Origin of the sequence: Microbacterium sp. (assembly GCF_047606685.1) — a bacterium.
Taxonomy (GTDB): domain Bacteria; phylum Actinomycetota; class Actinomycetes; order Actinomycetales; family Microbacteriaceae; genus Microbacterium.
In genome coordinates this window covers 169,448-185,281 of the sequence record NZ_JASGEC010000061.1, presented here as the reverse complement: position 1 = coordinate 185,281, position 15,834 = coordinate 169,448, and the positions used below count along the sequence as shown (strand labels likewise).

The 15,834-nt window shown below is 71.5% G+C and carries 15 protein-coding genes; all 15 read right to left on the bottom strand.

Features of this window, described 5'->3' with window-relative positions; genetic code table 11:
* Window positions 1–120: 120 nt before the first annotated feature.
* The 15 genes from QM611_RS07855 to ruvX all read right to left on the bottom strand — a co-directional run bounded on the left by QM611_RS07855 (window position 121) and on the right by ruvX (window position 15,833).
* Entirely contained in the window at window positions 121–1,422 is a 1,302-nt protein-coding gene (locus tag QM611_RS07855; protein WP_415079346.1) for a dihydroorotase, read from the bottom strand.
* Window positions 1,419–2,387: an aspartate carbamoyltransferase catalytic subunit gene (locus QM611_RS07850; RefSeq protein WP_415079345.1), complete on the bottom strand. Its 969-nt coding sequence runs from the start codon at window positions 2,385–2,387 to the stop codon at window positions 1,419–1,421. The genes QM611_RS07855 and QM611_RS07850 overlap by 4 nt, the downstream gene beginning before the upstream one ends.
* The gene (pyrR, locus tag QM611_RS07845; protein WP_415079344.1) at window positions 2,384–2,914 is read right to left on the bottom strand and encodes a bifunctional pyr operon transcriptional regulator/uracil phosphoribosyltransferase PyrR; all 531 of its coding nucleotides are present in this window, start codon (window positions 2,912–2,914) and stop codon (window positions 2,384–2,386) included. Before pyrR ends, QM611_RS07850 begins: the two co-directional genes overlap by 4 nt.
* Before the next feature lie 97 nt (window positions 2,915–3,011).
* On the bottom strand, window positions 3,012–3,485 hold the full coding sequence (locus QM611_RS07840) for a DUF6301 family protein (RefSeq protein ID WP_415079343.1): 474 nt from the start codon (window positions 3,483–3,485) through the stop codon (window positions 3,012–3,014).
* 48 nt (window positions 3,486–3,533) lie between these two features.
* Window positions 3,534–5,105 (bottom strand): Rieske 2Fe-2S domain-containing protein, encoded by a 1,572-nt coding sequence (locus tag QM611_RS07835; protein WP_415079355.1) that lies wholly within the window; start codon window positions 5,103–5,105, stop codon window positions 3,534–3,536.
* 92 nt (window positions 5,106–5,197) lie between these two features.
* Complete coding sequence (locus QM611_RS07830) at window positions 5,198–8,464, bottom strand: SNF2-related protein (protein ID WP_415079342.1); 3,267 nt, start codon at window positions 8,462–8,464, stop codon at window positions 5,198–5,200.
* Window positions 8,465–8,657: 193 nt separating this feature from the next.
* Window positions 8,658–9,068 (bottom strand): transcription antitermination factor NusB, encoded by a 411-nt coding sequence (gene nusB / locus QM611_RS07825; protein WP_415079341.1) that lies wholly within the window; start codon window positions 9,066–9,068, stop codon window positions 8,658–8,660.
* Window positions 9,069–9,071: 3 nt separating this feature from the next.
* Complete coding sequence (gene efp, locus QM611_RS07820) at window positions 9,072–9,632, bottom strand: elongation factor P (protein WP_415079340.1); 561 nt, start codon at window positions 9,630–9,632, stop codon at window positions 9,072–9,074.
* A 187-nt stretch (window positions 9,633–9,819) separates the two neighbouring features.
* Window positions 9,820–10,275, bottom strand: a complete 456-nt coding sequence (gene aroQ / locus QM611_RS07815; protein ID WP_415079339.1) for a type II 3-dehydroquinate dehydratase — start codon at window positions 10,273–10,275, stop codon at window positions 9,820–9,822.
* 166 nt (window positions 10,276–10,441) lie between these two features.
* On the bottom strand, window positions 10,442–11,536 hold the full coding sequence (gene aroB / locus QM611_RS07810; protein WP_415079338.1) for a 3-dehydroquinate synthase: 1,095 nt from the start codon (window positions 11,534–11,536) through the stop codon (window positions 10,442–10,444).
* Entirely contained in the window at window positions 11,533–12,060 is a 528-nt protein-coding gene (locus QM611_RS07805; protein ID WP_415079337.1) for a shikimate kinase, read from the bottom strand. Before QM611_RS07805 ends, aroB begins: the two co-directional genes overlap by 4 nt.
* Window positions 12,057–13,268: a chorismate synthase gene (aroC, locus tag QM611_RS07800; RefSeq protein ID WP_415079336.1), complete on the bottom strand. Its 1,212-nt coding sequence runs from the start codon at window positions 13,266–13,268 to the stop codon at window positions 12,057–12,059. Before aroC ends, QM611_RS07805 begins: the two co-directional genes overlap by 4 nt.
* A 30-nt stretch (window positions 13,269–13,298) precedes the next feature.
* Window positions 13,299–14,129, bottom strand: a complete 831-nt coding sequence (locus QM611_RS07795) for a shikimate dehydrogenase (RefSeq protein ID WP_415079335.1) — start codon at window positions 14,127–14,129, stop codon at window positions 13,299–13,301.
* Window positions 14,110–15,333 (bottom strand): endolytic transglycosylase MltG, encoded by a 1,224-nt coding sequence (gene mltG, locus QM611_RS07790; RefSeq protein ID WP_415079334.1) that lies wholly within the window; start codon window positions 15,331–15,333, stop codon window positions 14,110–14,112. The genes QM611_RS07795 and mltG overlap by 20 nt, the downstream gene beginning before the upstream one ends.
* The gene (ruvX, locus tag QM611_RS07785; protein WP_415079333.1) at window positions 15,333–15,833 is read right to left on the bottom strand and encodes a Holliday junction resolvase RuvX; all 501 of its coding nucleotides are present in this window, start codon (window positions 15,831–15,833) and stop codon (window positions 15,333–15,335) included. Before ruvX ends, mltG begins: the two co-directional genes overlap by 1 nt.
* Between the last annotated feature and the right edge of the window lies 1 nt (window position 15,834).

Sequence of the window (15,834 nt, the reverse complement as noted above, 5' to 3'; positions counted from 1 at the left end):
CCTCCCCGCTCGGAGCGAGCGGCTCGCGGTCGCGGCGCGCCCGGCGGCGCCACGCGACCACGAGCGCGGCCAGCAGCAGCGCGGCGATGCCCACCGTCACGGCGAGGGCGGCTTCTCGAGTCATGCGCCGAGCTCCACGAGCTCGCCGTCGCGCACGGTGGCCGTGCCGCGGTGCACCGTCCACAGCACGCGCCCCGGCAGCTGGCGGCCGAGGTACGGCGAGTTGACGCTGCGGCCGCGCAGGTCGGCGGTGGTGAACTCCCCCGACGCGGCGGGGTCGTAGAGCACGAGGGATGCCGGCTGGCCCGCTGCCAGCGGGGTGCCGTAGCCATCGAGGCGGCCGATGCGGGCGGGCGTGCGCGAGAGGACGCGCGCGACATCCGTCCATTCCAGGAGCCCCGTCTCGACCATCGCCTGGTGCACGACGCGCAGCGCCGACTCCAGGCCCACCATGCCGTGCGCGGCGGCGTGCCACTCGCACGCCTTCGTCTCGGCCGGGTGCGGCGCGTGGTCGGTGGCGACGATGTCGATCGTGCCGTCGGCGAGGCCCTCGCGCACGGCGTGCACGTCCTCGTCGCGGCGCAGCGGCGGGTTGACCTTGAAGCGCGCGTCGTAGCCGCGCACGAGCTCGTCGGTCAGCAGCAGGTGGTGCGGGGTGGCCTCGGCGGTGACGTTGACGCCGCGCTTCTTCGCCCACCGCACGATGTCGACCGAGCCGGCCGTGGAGAGGTGGCACACGTGCAGGCGGGAGCCGACGTGCTCGGCGAGGAGCACGTCGCGGGCGATGATCGACTCCTCGGCGACGGCCGGCCAGCCGGCCAGGCCCAGCTCGGCGGAGACGACGCCCTCGTTCATCTGCGCACCCTCGGTGAGCCGGGGGTCTTGCGCGTGCTGGGCGATGACACCGTCGAACGCCTTCACGTACTCCAGCGCCCGGCGCATGATCAGCGGATCCCACACGCACGAGCCGTCGTCGCTGAACACGCGCACGCGGGCGCGCGAGTCGGCCATCGCGCCCAGCTCGGCGAGCCGCTCGCCCTTCTGGCCGACGGTCACGGCGCCGATCGGCTGCACGTGCGCGTAGCCGGCCGCCTCGCCGAGAGCGAGCTCTTGCTCCACGACCCCGGCGTTGTCGGCGACGGGCGCCGTGTTGGGCATCGCGAAAACCGCGGCGAAGCCGCCGGCGGCCGCCGCGCGCGAGCCGGTGAGGATCGTCTCCGACGCCTCGTACCCGGGCTCGCGCAAGTGCACGTGCAGGTCGACGAGGCCGGGCAGGGCGACGAGCCCGTCGGCATCCACCACCGTCGCGCCGGCGCGGCTGAGGCCGGATCCGACCTCCGCGATCACGCCGTCGTCGACGACGAGGTCTGCCGCGTCGCCGCCTTCGAGGCGGGCTCCGCGAATCACGAGAACGTCGCTCATCGCACGTCCTCTCTGTTGTTCTGCTGGCGCTCCCCTGCCAGCAGCAGGTAGAGCACCGCCATCCGCACCGACACGCCGTTCGCCACCTGCTCGAGCACGGTCGAGCGGGCGGAGTCGGCGGCCTCCGCGGAGATCTCCAGCCCCCGGTTCATGGGCCCCGGGTGCATCACCATGCTACCGGCGCCGAGAGCGGCCAATCGCCGCGCGTCCAGCCCCCACCGGCGCGAATACTCCCGTTCAGTCGGGAAATACGCGGCGTTCATCCGCTCGAGCTGGATCCGCAGCATCATGAGCGCGTCGGGCCCGTCGGCGATCGCGGAATCCAGGTCGTATCCGACGCGCGCCGGCCACGCCGAGACATCCTGCGGCACGAGCGTCGGCGGCGCGACGAGGGTGACCTCCGCGCCCAGCGTGTGCAGCAGCCAGACATTGGAGCGCGCGACGCGCGAGTGCAGGATATCGCCCACGATCGCGACAGTGAGCCCGGCCAGGTCGCGCCCGCGGCTGTCGGCGCCGAACGTGCGCTTGCGGATCGTGAACGCGTCCAGCAGCGCCTGCGTGGGGTGCTCGTGCGTGCCGTCGCCGGCGTTGACGACGCCGGCGGAGATCCATCCGCTCGTGGCGAGGGTGCGCGGGGCGCCGGAGGCGCCGTGGCGGATGACGACCGCGTCGGCCCCCATCGCCTGCAGGGTCTGCGCGGTGTCTTGCAGCGACTCGCCCTTGGAGACGCTGGAGCCCTTCGCGGAGAAGTTGATGACATCGGCGGAGAGGCGCTTGGCCGCCGCCTCGAACGAGATGCGCGTGCGCGTGGAGTCCTCGAAGAAGAGGTTGACGACGGTCTTTCCGCGCAGCGTGGGAAGCTTTTTCACTTCGCGCTGCTGCGTGTCGGCCATGTCCTCGGCGACATCGAGGATGCGCAGGGCCTCGTCGCGGCCCAGCGAGAGCGTGTCAAGCAAGTGTCTCATGACTCGATCGTCACCTCCTCGAGGCCGTCCACTTCGGCGAGGCGCACGTTGACGCGCTCGTCGCGCGCGCTCGGCAGGTTCTTGCCGACGAAGTCGGGCCGGATCGGCAGTTCGCGGTGGCCGCGGTCGATGAGGATGGCGAGCCGCACAGCGTCGGGCCGCCCGATGTCCTGCAGGGCGTCGAGGGCGGCGCGGATGCTGCGGCCCGAGAACAGCACGTCGTCCACGAGCACCACGGTCTTGCCGTCGATGCCGGCGGGTGGGATCTGGGTGGGCTGCGGCGCGCGAGTAGGATGCCGGTGCAGATCGTCGCGGTACATCGTGACGTCGAGGGCACCTGTGGGAACGGTCGTGCCGGCGAACTCGCCGAGCAGGCCGGCGATGCGGTTGGCGAGGGCGACGCCGCGCGTGGGAATGCCGAGGACGACGAGATCGTCCGCTCCCCGATTGGACTCGAGGATCTCGTGCGAGATGCGGGTCAACGCCCGCGCGATGTCAGCTTCCTGCATCACGGTGCGTGTTGTCATCCGCCGCTCCCTTCTCCGCCTCACAGGACGGGGTTAAAGGTTGCTGTGCCGCATCGAGTCTAGCCCGTGGATCCCGCCTGACACGCTCCCCATCCGGTCACTCCCCCAGCTTGCGCAGCACCTGCGCGTACGACGGCGTGGTGAACTCCACACTCACCGAGCTGCTGAGCCGCGAAGCTCTCGCCCTCCCGCCGCCGGACAGATCCCACTGGGCGCTGCGGTGGCGGCCGGGCAGCAGTTTCGGCTTGCCCCAGCGGCGTTGGCCCTCGCGCACCACGAGCGCGAACTGGTCGTCGAGGAACGCGACGGCCTCGGCACCGGGGTCTTTGACCACGTCGCTGACCCAGAACTTCAGGGTGGCCAGTTGTCCGTCGGGGATCACGCTGGTCAGCACGGCCGGTTGCGACAGAGCGTCGACCGGATTGGACAAGGTGCCCTCGGCGCCGATCGTCCAGCCCAGTTCGGCCACCGCCAGCGCGCCGACTTCGGCACGAGTCAGCGGCCAGGCCGCATTGATCCAGAACTCCAGCAGATCGCACGCGCGCGCGGGGTCCATCGCCTTCCACGTCATGGGCACCACCCTACCCAGCCGCCTCGATGGTTCAGAGGCAGGCAGGCGTCAGGACGCCTCCGCGAGGGCGGCCTCGGTGACCGGGCAGCGCTCGGCGCGGATGGGGTGGCCCGACGTCGACAGACACCTGCCGGTCTTCAGGTCCCACTTCCAGTCGTGCATGCTGCACGTGAGGATGCCGTCCTCGTCGACCTTCCCGGTGCGGGTCAGGTCGGCGCGCAGGTGCGGGCAGCGGCGCTGCACGATCCAGTCGCCGATCTCGGCGTCCTCGGTCTGGTCGGTCTGCTCCTGGTACCAGTTCTCCACGTACTCGATGCGGTCGGCGGAGAGGCACTTCAAGAACGTCGTGAGGAACTCGTTGAACTTCCCGCTGCGGCCGACGCTGAACTGCATGGAGAGGAAGATCGAGTTCGACCAGTCGATCTCGTGGTCGGCGATGTTGGTCGAGACGAGGTCGGCGGGGATCGTGTACCAATAGATGCACTCCTCCCCCGCGTACTCGCGGACCTTCGCCCGCGGGAAGTCGACGACCATGTCGAGCTCTCCGATGCGGAACCGCACGTTGCCGCCCACGCCGAGACGGATGGTGCGCGACTTCCGCAGCAGTGGCTCCCACCACGCCTTGATGGCGGCGAGCATTTCGTCTGCCGGCAACACCGGGGCGCGCGACGCTTCCTCGGCGCGGATCTCGTCCTGGCGGGTGTCGCGCTGCTCGGCGAGGTAGTTCCACTTGTCGTCGAAGACGCGGTCGATCTCGGCGTCGGTGTACAGCGTCTGCGTCACCGAGATCTCGCCGCCGTTCAGCTCGACGACCGTGCCGGGCAAGAACTCGTATCCCTTCTGCTGCGGCCGCAGCTCGGCCATGTGCGCGAGGAACTGGCGCTGGTCGGTGAAGATCGAGTCGCCGTCGGCGCCGAATCCGTTGTATTTGAACAGCTCTTCCCGCAAGAACATCGGCGGCCCGGCCATCGGGAACACGTGCTCGGCGTCGACCTTCTCGATGTAGTACATCGCGCGCTTGTTCTGCGCGTCGCGCTTGAGCGCGGCGAACTTCTGCTTCGCGTCCAGCGGCAGGTCGTACACCATCGGCCACCAGATCGCGCCCGACACCTGCGTGAAGTACGCGTCGGGCTTGGAGAACGACATCAGCGCGTCGAGGTCGAGGGGGTGCGAGTCGTTCTGGTTCAGGATGCTGGCGGTGCCATCGTCGACCGACAGCGACGAGTCGCCGATCGGGCCGTCGCTGGGCGCGCGCAGCGGCGTGACCATGAGCTTGAGGTCTCCGAACTCCATCGGCACGCCTGCCTGCGTGTAGACGATGTTGGTGTAGCCGAGCCCGCGCAGATCGGTCTCGAGGTCGTCGGTCGGGTATTCCGGCAGCAGCACCGGGATGTCCGTGCGGATGTAGCGGCGCAGCAGCGCACGGTCGAAGTGGTCGCGGTGGCGGTGCGAGACGTACAGGAAGTCGGCCTTGCCGAACCGCTCCCAGTCCAGGGCCCGGTTGTCGGGGAACGGGAACCACGACCCGAAGAAGCTCGGGCCGATGACCGGGTCGCAAAGGATGCTGCCGCCCGCCGTCTCGATGAACATCCCGGCGTGGCCGAGACCGGTGATCCGCATGAAATCCTCCTGGATGGAAACCACCCACGAGTTTACGGCGCGGCTCCTGCGAAGGCCGTGAGTGCCACCGTGAGTACAGGAAACCCGGTCGCTCAGTCGTCGAAGAGGCGACGGATGTCGTCGGCTGTCAGCGCCTGCGCGAACAGCGCGTCGTCGTCCATGACCGAGCGGAAGAGCCGCGCTTTGCGCCGTTGCAGGGCCATCACCTTCTCCTCGATCGTGCCCGCCGCGATCATGCGGTACACCATGACGCTGCGGGTCTGGCCGATCCGGTGCGTGCGGTCGACGGCCTGGGCCTCGGCGGCCGGGTTCCACCACGGATCGAGGAGGAACACGTAGTCGGCCTCGGTCAGGGTGAGCCCGAACCCGCCCGCTTTGAGGCTGATGAGGAACACCGGTGCGCCGCCCGCGCGAAACTGCTCGACGACCGCCGCGCGCCGACGCGTCGTGCCGTCGAGCCGCACGTGCGGGATGCCCGCCGCGTCCAGTCGCTGTTGGGCGAGGTCGAGGAACGACGTGAACTGGCTGAACACGAGCGCCCGGTGGCCCTCGGCCACGACTTCTGACAACTGGTCGAGCAGCACGTCGAGCTTGCTGGAGGCGATATGCGCGTGCTCGGGGTCGACCAGGCCCGGGGCGAGGCTCAGCAAGCGCAAGAGCGTGAGCGAGCGGAACACGATGAAGCGGTTGCGGTCGAGGTCTTCGAGCAGGCCCAGCACCTGCTGCCGCTCGCGCTGCAGCACGAGGTCGTACACCGCGCGATGCGCGGGGCTGAGCTCGATGCGCAGCTCTTGCTCCTGCTTGGGCGGCAGGTCGGGGGCGACGAGCTCCTTCGTGCGGCGCAGCACGAGGGGGCGGATGCGGCGGCGCAGCCGTTCCAGCCGGGCGGCGCGGAACGGGCCGCCCTCGGTGTTCTCGGGCACCTTGCCCTGCTCGATGGGCTTGATGTACTCCTCGCGAAAGCGCCGAGCCGACGCGAACAGGCCGGGCGCCGTCAGCGACAGCAGCGCCCACAGCTCGCTCAGGCTGTTCTCCAGCGGTGTGCCGGTGATCGCGAACACGACGTCGGCGCGCAGCGCCTTGGCCGCGCGGTGCACCTTGGTCTGCGGGTTCTTGGCGAACTCCGCCTCGTCGAGCCGCAGGAGCGTGTACGAGGTGACGACGATGTCGGCCGACGCCGCGGCATCCTGCACTGTCTCCCCGCGCCGGGCGCCGGTCGCGTCGACCACGCGCACGCGCAGGCCGGGCGCGAACCGGGCGGCCTCGCTCTCCCACGTCGACAGCACAGAGGTCGGCGCGACGACGAGCCACGGCCGTGACGGGCCCGGCTCGGCGGCGTGCGCGATCAGCGCGAGGGCCTGCAGCGTCTTGCCGAGGCCCATGTCGTCGGCGAGGATGCCGCCTAGTCGGTGCCGCCACAGGAAGGCGAGCCAGTCGAAGCCGGCGCGCTGGTACGGTCGCAGCTCGGCGCGCAGGCCCGCCGGCACCGGCGTCGGGTCGAGGCGCTCCGCGTCGCGCAACCCTTCGGCGGTCGCCCGCCACGACACGGCCGGCTCGGAGACGTCCGCGAGGTCTTCGAAGTCGGCCCACAGTGCCGTCTGGTACCGGCTGATGCGCGGTCCGGTCTCCCACTCCGCCAGGTCGGCGGCCTCGTCGATCAGCTCGCGCAGGCGGTCGAGAGCGGGGTGGGCGAGGGAGAAGTACCGCCCGTCGGCGAGCAGGATCTTTCTCTTCCGCTGCGCGAGCGCGGTGAACAGCGGGGTGAACGGGATGCTGCGCCCGTCGATCTTCACGATCACGCCGAAGTCGAACCAGTCGGGGTCGGTGCTCTCCACCGTCGTGACGGTGATCTCAGGGTCTCCGGTCAGCTCGCGGTACGCGCGCCGCGTGCCGCGCGTGTCCACCCGCACGCCGTCGAGGCCCTCGAGCGCGGGCAGCACCCGGTCGCAGAACTCGGCGGCGTCGACGTCGTGCAGGGTGGCGGCCGGAGCGAACGGCACGGATGCGGCATCCGCCCACGCCGCCTCGACCTCCGCGCGCCGCGCGCTCTCGAACGCGCTGTCGCGGTCGATGCTCTCTTGCGCCGGGTAGGCGAACCGCGGCTCGCCGGGGTAGTCCCACTCGAGGGTGTACTCGAGGGTGTCGGCGGGGCGGAACCGGACGGTGGCGACCAGCCGCGGGGGCTGCGCCGCGGGCAGGTCGAGCCCGCCGTCCGTCGTCACGCGGGCGCGCCGCGCGAGCCGCGGGTAGCCGACGCGGAGGAACTCGTCCGCGTCGCCGGCCGGCACGACGAAGCCGTCGGGCGTGCTCAGCAGCCGCCGCGTGGTGTGGTCGAGGGGCGCGGGCGCCATCGTGACCGCGAGCTGGTCGCGGTCGACCGCGACCGAGTACACCCCGACGCCGCCCAGCGGCCGCAGCACGGAGGCGTCGACTTCGGCGCCCTCGAGCTCGGCGTGCGGTCGCAGCCGCAGCGCGCCATCGGGGTCGGCGGTCACCGCGACGCCCACGTCGGCCGCCGCGGCCAGCGCGAACGACTGGTTCTTCTTGGTCGGCACGATCGGGATGCCGCGTCGCTGCGCGTCGCGCAGGTGCTCCCAGAACAGTGCCGACTCCACGGAGTCGAGCGTGATCCATTCGGCGGAGTCGCCCGGCGTGTAGTGCACCTGCGGGTCGCGCGCGATGGCGTGCAGCTCGGCGAACCACCGCGATTGGGCGGGCGGGAAGGCTTGCCCCGGCCGGCGCACCGCGTCCCACGACGCGTGCCCCTGGATCCACTTCCCCGTCGTCGGGCTGCGCATGAGCGGTCGCGCGCCGAGCAAGAGCTCCACCCCGCCGCGGAGGACGCTGCGCGTCGTCGCGGTCTGCGGCCGCCGCGCGTCCCACCGCGATTCGTGGAACGGCGCGCGCATCCGCAACTCGAGCCCGAGCGCGAGCGGCGTGGCCGCCGTCGGCGTCGAATCGGCCAGCAGCTCCCGCCAGGAGGCCGGCTCGGGGCGCTTCGGCGCGCCCACGGGCGCGGGCAGCGCGGCCGCGCGTGCGGCAGGCTCCGTGGGAGCCCCGTCGGCGAACTCGGCGTTGCCGGCGAGCATCGTCGCGACGGTGTGCTTGCAGTCCACCTCCATCGGGCACGTGCACGTGGCCGACCGGATCGAGGGCCGACCACTCGCCACGCGGAAGGCGATCGCGCACCGGTAGCTCTTGGCCCCGCTGCCGCGCACGACGGAGCGGAGCGTGGCGGCGGGCTCGTCCCACTCCAGCCTCACCACCCGCCCGGCGCGGAAGTAGGCGACGCCGCGCTCGTAGCCCGCTCCCCACGCCTGGCGGCGGATCTCCGCGGGAGCGAGGTACGGGGCCGGCACGGCATCCATCCTCGCAGGAGCGACCGACACTGGCGCGGCCGTCTCCGTTGGTGCCCTGGGTGCGTGCCGAGCGGAGGAGATGTGACGAGCGCAGGATCGCACGCCGCCGCCTCATCCTCCCGTCCGCGCATTCCCTCCGCTCGGCACGCCCAGAAGGCGGCTTCGGCTCGGTGCCGGAGGCAGCGCTCCGACGTCAGCTCGCGCGGGCGATGCGGGCGAGCACTCCGTGCACGAAGGCGCCGGAGTCCTCCGTCGACAGCTCTTTCGCGAGGTCGACGGCCTCGTCGATCGCCACGGCGGTCGGCACCTGGTCGTTGTAGAGGATCTCCCACGCGCCGATGCGCAGCACCGCCCGGTCGACGGCCGGCATGCGCGCAAGCGACCAGTCGCGGGCGAACGTGGTGATCTGCTCGTCGATCTCGTCGCGGTTGTCGATGACGCCGTCGACGATCTCGCGCGCGTACAGCCAGGACTGCTCGCGAGCCGGCTCGCTGGCGGCCCGCTTCGCCTCGGCGGCGAGGATCGACGCGACGTCCTCGTCGCGCAGATCGGCTTGGAACAGGATGTCGAGGGCGCGCTTGCGGGCCTTGGTGCGTGCGCTCACGCCTTACTTCTCGCGGCCGAGGTAGTCGCCCGTGCGCGTGTCGACCTTGACCTTCGTGCCCGTCTCGAGGAACAGCGGCACCTGGATCTCGTAGCCGGTCTCGACCGTCGCCGCCTTCGTGCCCGCCGACGAGCGGTCGCCCTGCAGGCCGGGCTCGGTGTAGGTGATCTCGAGGACGACCGAGGCCGGCAGGTCGATGTAGAGCGGATTGCCGTTGTTCAGCGCGATCGTGACCTGCTGGTTCTCGAGCAGGAAGTTCTTCGCGTCGCCGACAGTGGCGGCGGGCACCGTGAGCTGGTCGTAGTCGGTGCTGTCCATGAACACGAAGCCGTCGCCGTCGTTGTAGAGGTAGGTGAAGTCGCGGCGGTCGACGTTCTCGACCTCGATCTTCGCGCCGGCGTTGTAGGTCTTGTCGACGACCTTTCCGGTCATCACGTTCTTGAGCTTCGTGCGGACGAACGCGCCGCCCTTGCCGGGCTTGACGTGCTGGAACTCGACGACGCTCCAGAGCTGTCCGTCGATGTTGAGGACCACGCCGTTGCGGATGTCTGCGGTCGATGCCATGAGGAGAGGAAGTCCGTTCGTGAGAGGGATGCCGGCCCGCGCTGTGCGCGGCCGACATCCGATTCTACGGGACGCGCACCGCGCGCGACGGCGCGGTGCGCGCACGGGCTGCGCGAATGTCGGAGGATCGGGCGGATGTCGGAGGATTCAGCGCGAATCCTCCGACAATGGGGGCAGGCTCCGACATTCAGGCGCCGGCGGCCCCCTCGATCGCGTCGATCAGGCGGCCGGCGGCGGTCGCGTAGCCGGCGACGCCCTCGCCCACGACGTGCACGACGGCGACGTCGGCGACGTACGAGTGGTGGCGGAACGGCTCGCGCTTGCTCACGTCGGAGATGTGCACTTCGGCGACCGGCAGCGCGACGGCGGAGAGCGCGTCGCGCAGCACGACGGAGGTGTGCGTGAGCCCGCCTGGGTTGATCACGATGCCCGCGCAGTCCTCGCGCGCGGCGTGGATGGCGTCGATGAGCACGCCCTCGTGGTTGCTCTGCACCGCGCGCACCTCGAAGCCGCGCGCCGCAGCAGCTCGTGCCACGAGGCGCTCGACGTCGGCGAGCGACTCGTGCCCGTACACCGCCGGCTCGCGCACGCCCAGCAGGTTGAGGTTCGGCCCGTTGACCAGCAGCAGGCGGCGGGATGTCACGGCGCCACGCTACCGCACCGCGGGGCGCCGTGACATCCGCCCGAAGCATCCACCCGAGGCATCCACGTTTCCGAAATCTCCTGATTTCGCGCAGTCAGGACGATGTGGCGCGAATCGTCCTGAGCCCACGACATAGCCTGATCTGGAGTAACGCGCGGGCGAGAGCTCAGCGGCTCTCCGCGACCTCCTGGTAGGCGGCGAACAGCAGCGACTCGTCGGGCGCCTGCAGCACCGTCGGCTTGGCGATGTCGTCCAGCACGATGAAGCGCAGCATCCCGCCCCGGCTCTTCTTGTCGCGCTGCATCGTCGCCAGCAGTTGCGGCCATGCTCCGGCCCGGTAGGACAGCGGCAGGCCGAGCGAGCCGAGGATGTCGCGGTGCCGCTGCGCCGCGTCGTCAGGCAGCCGCCCCGCGAGCCGGGAGAGCTCGGCGGCGAACACCATGCCGATCGAGATCGCGGCGCCGTGCCGCCACTGGTAGCGCTCGGCGTGCTCGATCGCGTGGCCGAGCGTGTGGCCGTAGTTGAGGATCTCGCGCAGCCCCGCCTCGCGGAAGTCCTCGCTGACGACGCGGGCCTTCATGCCGATGGCGAGCTCCATCGTGCGGCGGAACGCGTCAGAGCGCGGGTCGACGGCGTGCTCGGGGCCGGCCTCGATGAGCTCGAGGATCTCGGGCGCCCAGATGAACCCCGCCTTGACGACCTCGGCGTAGCCGGCCACGAGCTCGTTGCGGCCGAGGGTGTCGAGCAGGTCGAGGTCGCACAGCACAGCATGCGGTGCCCAGAACGCGCCCACGAGGTTCTTGCCTTCGGCGGTGTTGATGCCGGTCTTGCCGCCCACGGCCGCGTCGACCATGCCGAGCACCGTGGTCGGCACGAGCACGGTGGCGACCCCGCGCAGCCACGTGGCGGCAACGAATCCGGCGAGGTCGGTGACCGCTCCCCCGCCGAACCCGACGACGGCGTCGGTGCGGGTGAAGTCGGCCTGGCCCATCACCTGCCAGCAGAAGGCTGCGACCTCGACGCGCTTTCCCGCCTCCGCGTCGGGCACCTCGGCCAGCAGGACCTGCCGGCCGTCGCCGAGCGAGTCCAGTAGCGACGCGCGCAACGACTCCGCCGCAGTGCGCAGCGTCGGCGGGTGCACGACGAGCACTTTGCGCGCCGACTCCGGCAGCAGCGACGGCAGCTCGTGCAGCACCCCGCGCCCGACCCGGATGTCGTACGGGTCCGCGCCCGTCACACAGATCGTGGTGCTCTCGGTCATGGGCGCTCCTTGTCTTTGTCGATCGCCCAGGCGACAACCGCGTCGACGACCCCCTGCAGCGGGCCGCGCGAGGTGTCGAAGACGACGTCGGCGACCTCCTCGTACAACGGGCGGCGCTCCTGGGCGATGCGCGACCAGCTCTCCACCGGGTTGGCGCCGGCGACCAGCGGCCGATTGCCGTCCCTGATGCGCCTGCTCACGGTGCGCGCATCGACGGTGAGCAGCACGACCCGATGCGCGCCGAGGTCGTCTCGCGTGCCGGCATCCAGCACCGCGCCACCGCCGAGGGCGACGACGCCGCCGCTTGCCAGCGCCGCGCGCACGACGTCGCGCTCGATGGCGCGGAAGCGGTCCTCGCCGTGCTCGGCGAAGATGCCGGGGATCGGCCCATGCTCGGCCGCGATCAGCTTGTCGGTGTCGGCGAAGGGCAGGCCGAGCTGGCGGGCGACGCGTCGGCCGATGCTGGTCTTGCCCGAGCCCATCGGCCCGACGAAGACGAGCGCGCGGCCGTCGGATCCGGTCATGCGAGGCCGGCGTCGCTCGCGTCGGTCGTGCGCAGCGTGCGCGGGATGGCGGCGAGGTACGACTCGAGGTTGCGGCGCGTCTCGCCGACGCTGTCGCCGCCGAACTTCTCCAACACGGTCTCGGCCAGCACGATCGCGACCATTGCCTCGGCGACCACGCCCGCGGCGGGCACCGCGCACACGTCGGAGCGCTGGTGGTGGGCCGAGGCGGTGTCGCCGGTGGCGACATCCACCGTGCGCAGCGAGTGCGGCACCGTGGCGATGGGCTTCATGCCGGCGCGCACGCGCAGCACGGTGCCCGTCGACATCCCGCCCTCCGTGCCGCCGGCGCGGTCGGACCCGCGGGAGATGCCGTCGGCGGTCGCGAACAGCTCGTCGTGCGCGGCGGAGCCGCGGCGGCGGGTTGTCTCGAAGCCGTCGCCGACCTCGACGCCCTTGATGGCCTGGATGCTCATGAGAGCCTGCGCGAGCTTGCCGTCGAGGCGCCGGTCCCAGTGCACGTGCGACCCGAGCCCCGGCGGCACGCCGTATGCGAGCACCTCGACGACGCCGCCGAGCGTGTCGCCGTCCTTCTTGGCCGCGTCCACCTCTGCGACCATCGCCGCCGACGTGCCGGGGTCGAAGCAGCGCAGCGGGTCGGCGTCGAGCGTGTCGACGTCGTCGGGCGTCGGCAGGGCTGCGTCGTCGGGGCAGCACACGGGCCCGATCGACAGCGTGTGGCTCACCAGCCGGATGCCGAGCTCGCCGAGGAAGGCGCGCGCGACCGCGCCGAGGGCGACCCGCGCCGCCGTCTCGCGCGCGCTCGCGCGCTCGAGGATCGGACGCGACTCGTCGAACCCGTACTTCTGCATGCCGACGAGGTCGGCGTGGCCGGGGCGCGGCCTCGTCAGCGCCGCGCCGCGGCCGCGCGAGCGGTCGGTGAGCTCGACGGGCTCGGCGCTCATCACTTCGACCCACTTGGGCCACTCGGTGTTGCCGATGCGCAGGGCAATGGGGCTGCCGAGCGAGAAGCCATGCCGCACGCCCGCGGAGATCGTGAGCTCGTCCTCCTCGAACTTCATGCGCGATCCGCGGCCGTAGCCGAGCTTGCGCCGGGCGAGGTCGGCCTGGATGGCGGCGCGCGAGACGGGCACGCCGGCAGGCAGGCCCTCCATGACGGCGATGAGCTCGGGGCCGTGCGATTCCCCGGCGGTGAGCACGCGAAGCATCCGGCTATTCTCCCACGGCCGCAGCGCGCGTCACGCGAGCGCCGACCGCATGGCGGCTAGCACGCGGTTCTCGTCCGACAGCTCGTGCTCGGCGTCGCCGTGCAGAAACACGCGCACCTGCAGGAGCGCTTGCTGCACCAGCATCCCCCGCCCGTCGACGGCCTGCCCGCCCGTGCGCTCCCACGCGGAGGCGAGGGATGTCGGCCAGTGCCCGTACACCACGTCGTACAGCAGGCCCCCCGACGCGGCGAGGGCGTCTGCCAGCGGGTGCGACACCGACGCGCCGCCGGGCAGCGTCGCGACCGTGAGCGGCAGCTCGCCCTCGGACGGGACCGGCGCCGCGTGCACGGCCAGCCCGAGCCGCGCGCCCAGCTCGCGCAGGTGCTCCGCAGCGTCGGGCCGGCGCGCGACGACCTCCACGCGCTGCGCGCCGAGCTCCGCGAGCGCAACGAGCGCGGAAGCCGCCGTCGCGCCCGCTCCCACGATGCGGGCGTCGGCGAGCTGGCCGACGCCGTGCGCGCGCAGATCGCGCACGAGCCCGCCGATGTCGGTGTTGAACCCGTGCGGCCCCGCCGCGTCGAGCAGCAGGGTGTTCGCGGCCCCGGTCAGCTCGGCCGCGCGGTCGCGCGTGGCCGCGGCCTGGAACGCGTGCCGCTTGAGCGGGTGCGTGAGCGACAGGCCGCGAAACGACGCGTCGAGCCCGGCGAGCTCCGCGGCGAACGCCTCCCCGCCCACTCGGCGCCGGCCGTAGGCCCACGCCAACCCGAGCGCGGCGTACGCGGCCGAGTGCAGCCGCGGCGACTGGCTGTGCTCGATGGGGTCGCCCCACACCTCGAGCCGCTCACGCGCAGTAGGCGGCATTTTCCTTGCTCGCGGCGCACCACTTCTGGAGCTTCTCGACGGCGGCGAGGTGTTCGTCGTAGGTCGTCGAGAACACGGTCTTTCCGGTCTTCAGGTTCACTGCGACGAAGTACAGCCACGAGCCTTTGGCGGGGTTCATCGCCGCCGAGATGGCGTCCTCCCCGGGCAGGCTGATGGGCCCGGGCGGCAGGCCCTCGTGCACGTAGGTGTTGTAGATGTTGTCCTCGTCGGCGCGCTGCTCCTCGGTCGTCCACACCGTGCCCTCCAGACCCGCGCCGTACGCGACGGTCGCGTCGGACTGCAGCAGCATCCCGTCGTCGATGCGGTTGAGGAAGACCCGGGCGATCTTCGGCATGTCGTCGACGTCGGGCCCCGCCTCCTTCTGGATGACCGAGGCGAGGGTCAGGATGCGCAGCCGGTCGTCTTCTTCGACCCCGAGGGCGTCGAGCCTGTCGAACATCTCGTCGACGAGCCGCTGGATCGCGTCGTGCGCGGTGATGTCCGGATCGAACGTGTAGGTGGCGGGGAAGAGGAACCCCTCGATGCTCGGCGCGTCGGAGGGCACACCGAATTGCGTGAAGTCCTTCGCCTCCTTGACCAGGTCGTCGTGCGGCAGGCCCGTGGCATCGGCGATGCTCTGCAGCGCGTCGGTGTACGACATCCCCTCGGTCACCACGACGGTGTTCTCCAGCTTGTTGGCGGAGTCCTCGAGCGCGGCCAAAGCGTCTGCCGCGGTCATCTGCTGCTGCAGCTTGTAGACGCCCGGGTAGAAGGTCGGGCTCTGCGACGTCTTGATGAGCATGTCGTAGAAGGCCGACTCGGTCTTGGTGACTCCCGCCTCGTAGAGGGTCTTCGAGATCGCGGAGGGCACGTCGCCCTCGGAGATCGTGACGAGCGCCTCGCCGTGCGCGAGCCCGGGCTCGTAGTCCTTCGGCTCTTCCCAGCCCATCACCTCGCGGATCTTGTCCTCGTACGTGTTCCACGCCCAGAAGCCGGCGCCCACGACGCCGCCGATGAGCGCGAGGACGATGCCGAGCACGATCCACCCGCCCACGCTCCGCTTGCGCTTCGGCTCGCGACGGGAGTCGCCGCGGGCGGGCTCGGCGAACAGGTCGTCGAGCGTGGGTCCGGCGGAGGGCCGAGGAGCCGCGCTGGCCGCCTCACGGGCGGCACGACGCGACTGGGGGGCTTCGGGGTCAGACATCACGTTCCGGGTTCGGGGGGCATGGACACGGTCTCGCCAGGCGCCTGTCCGGTGCGCTTCTCGACGTCAAGAGCCTGCTGGAGGAGCACAACCGCGGCGACTTGATCGACGATCCTACGCGACGAACGTTGGGATCTGCCGGAGTCGCGAAGCGCGGCGTGGGCCGACACGGTGCTGAGCCGCTCGTCGACCAGGCGCACGGGAACAGTGGATGCCGCGGCCACGGCGGCGGCGAACGCCCGCGCGTCCGCCGTGGAGGCGGTGTCATCCCCGCGCAGGCTCACGGGGAGCCCGACGACGATCTCGACGGCGGCGTGCTCGACGGCGAGGGCGACGACGCGGGCCACGGGGTCGCCGACGCGGCGCGGAACGGTCTCGACGGGCGTGGCCAGCAGGCCGTCGCGGTCGCTGCGGGCGACGCCCACCCGGGCGCGCCCGACATCCACCCCCAGTCGCGGCCCCGGGCGGAAGCCGGAGGCTTCGGGCTCGACCGGCGCCACG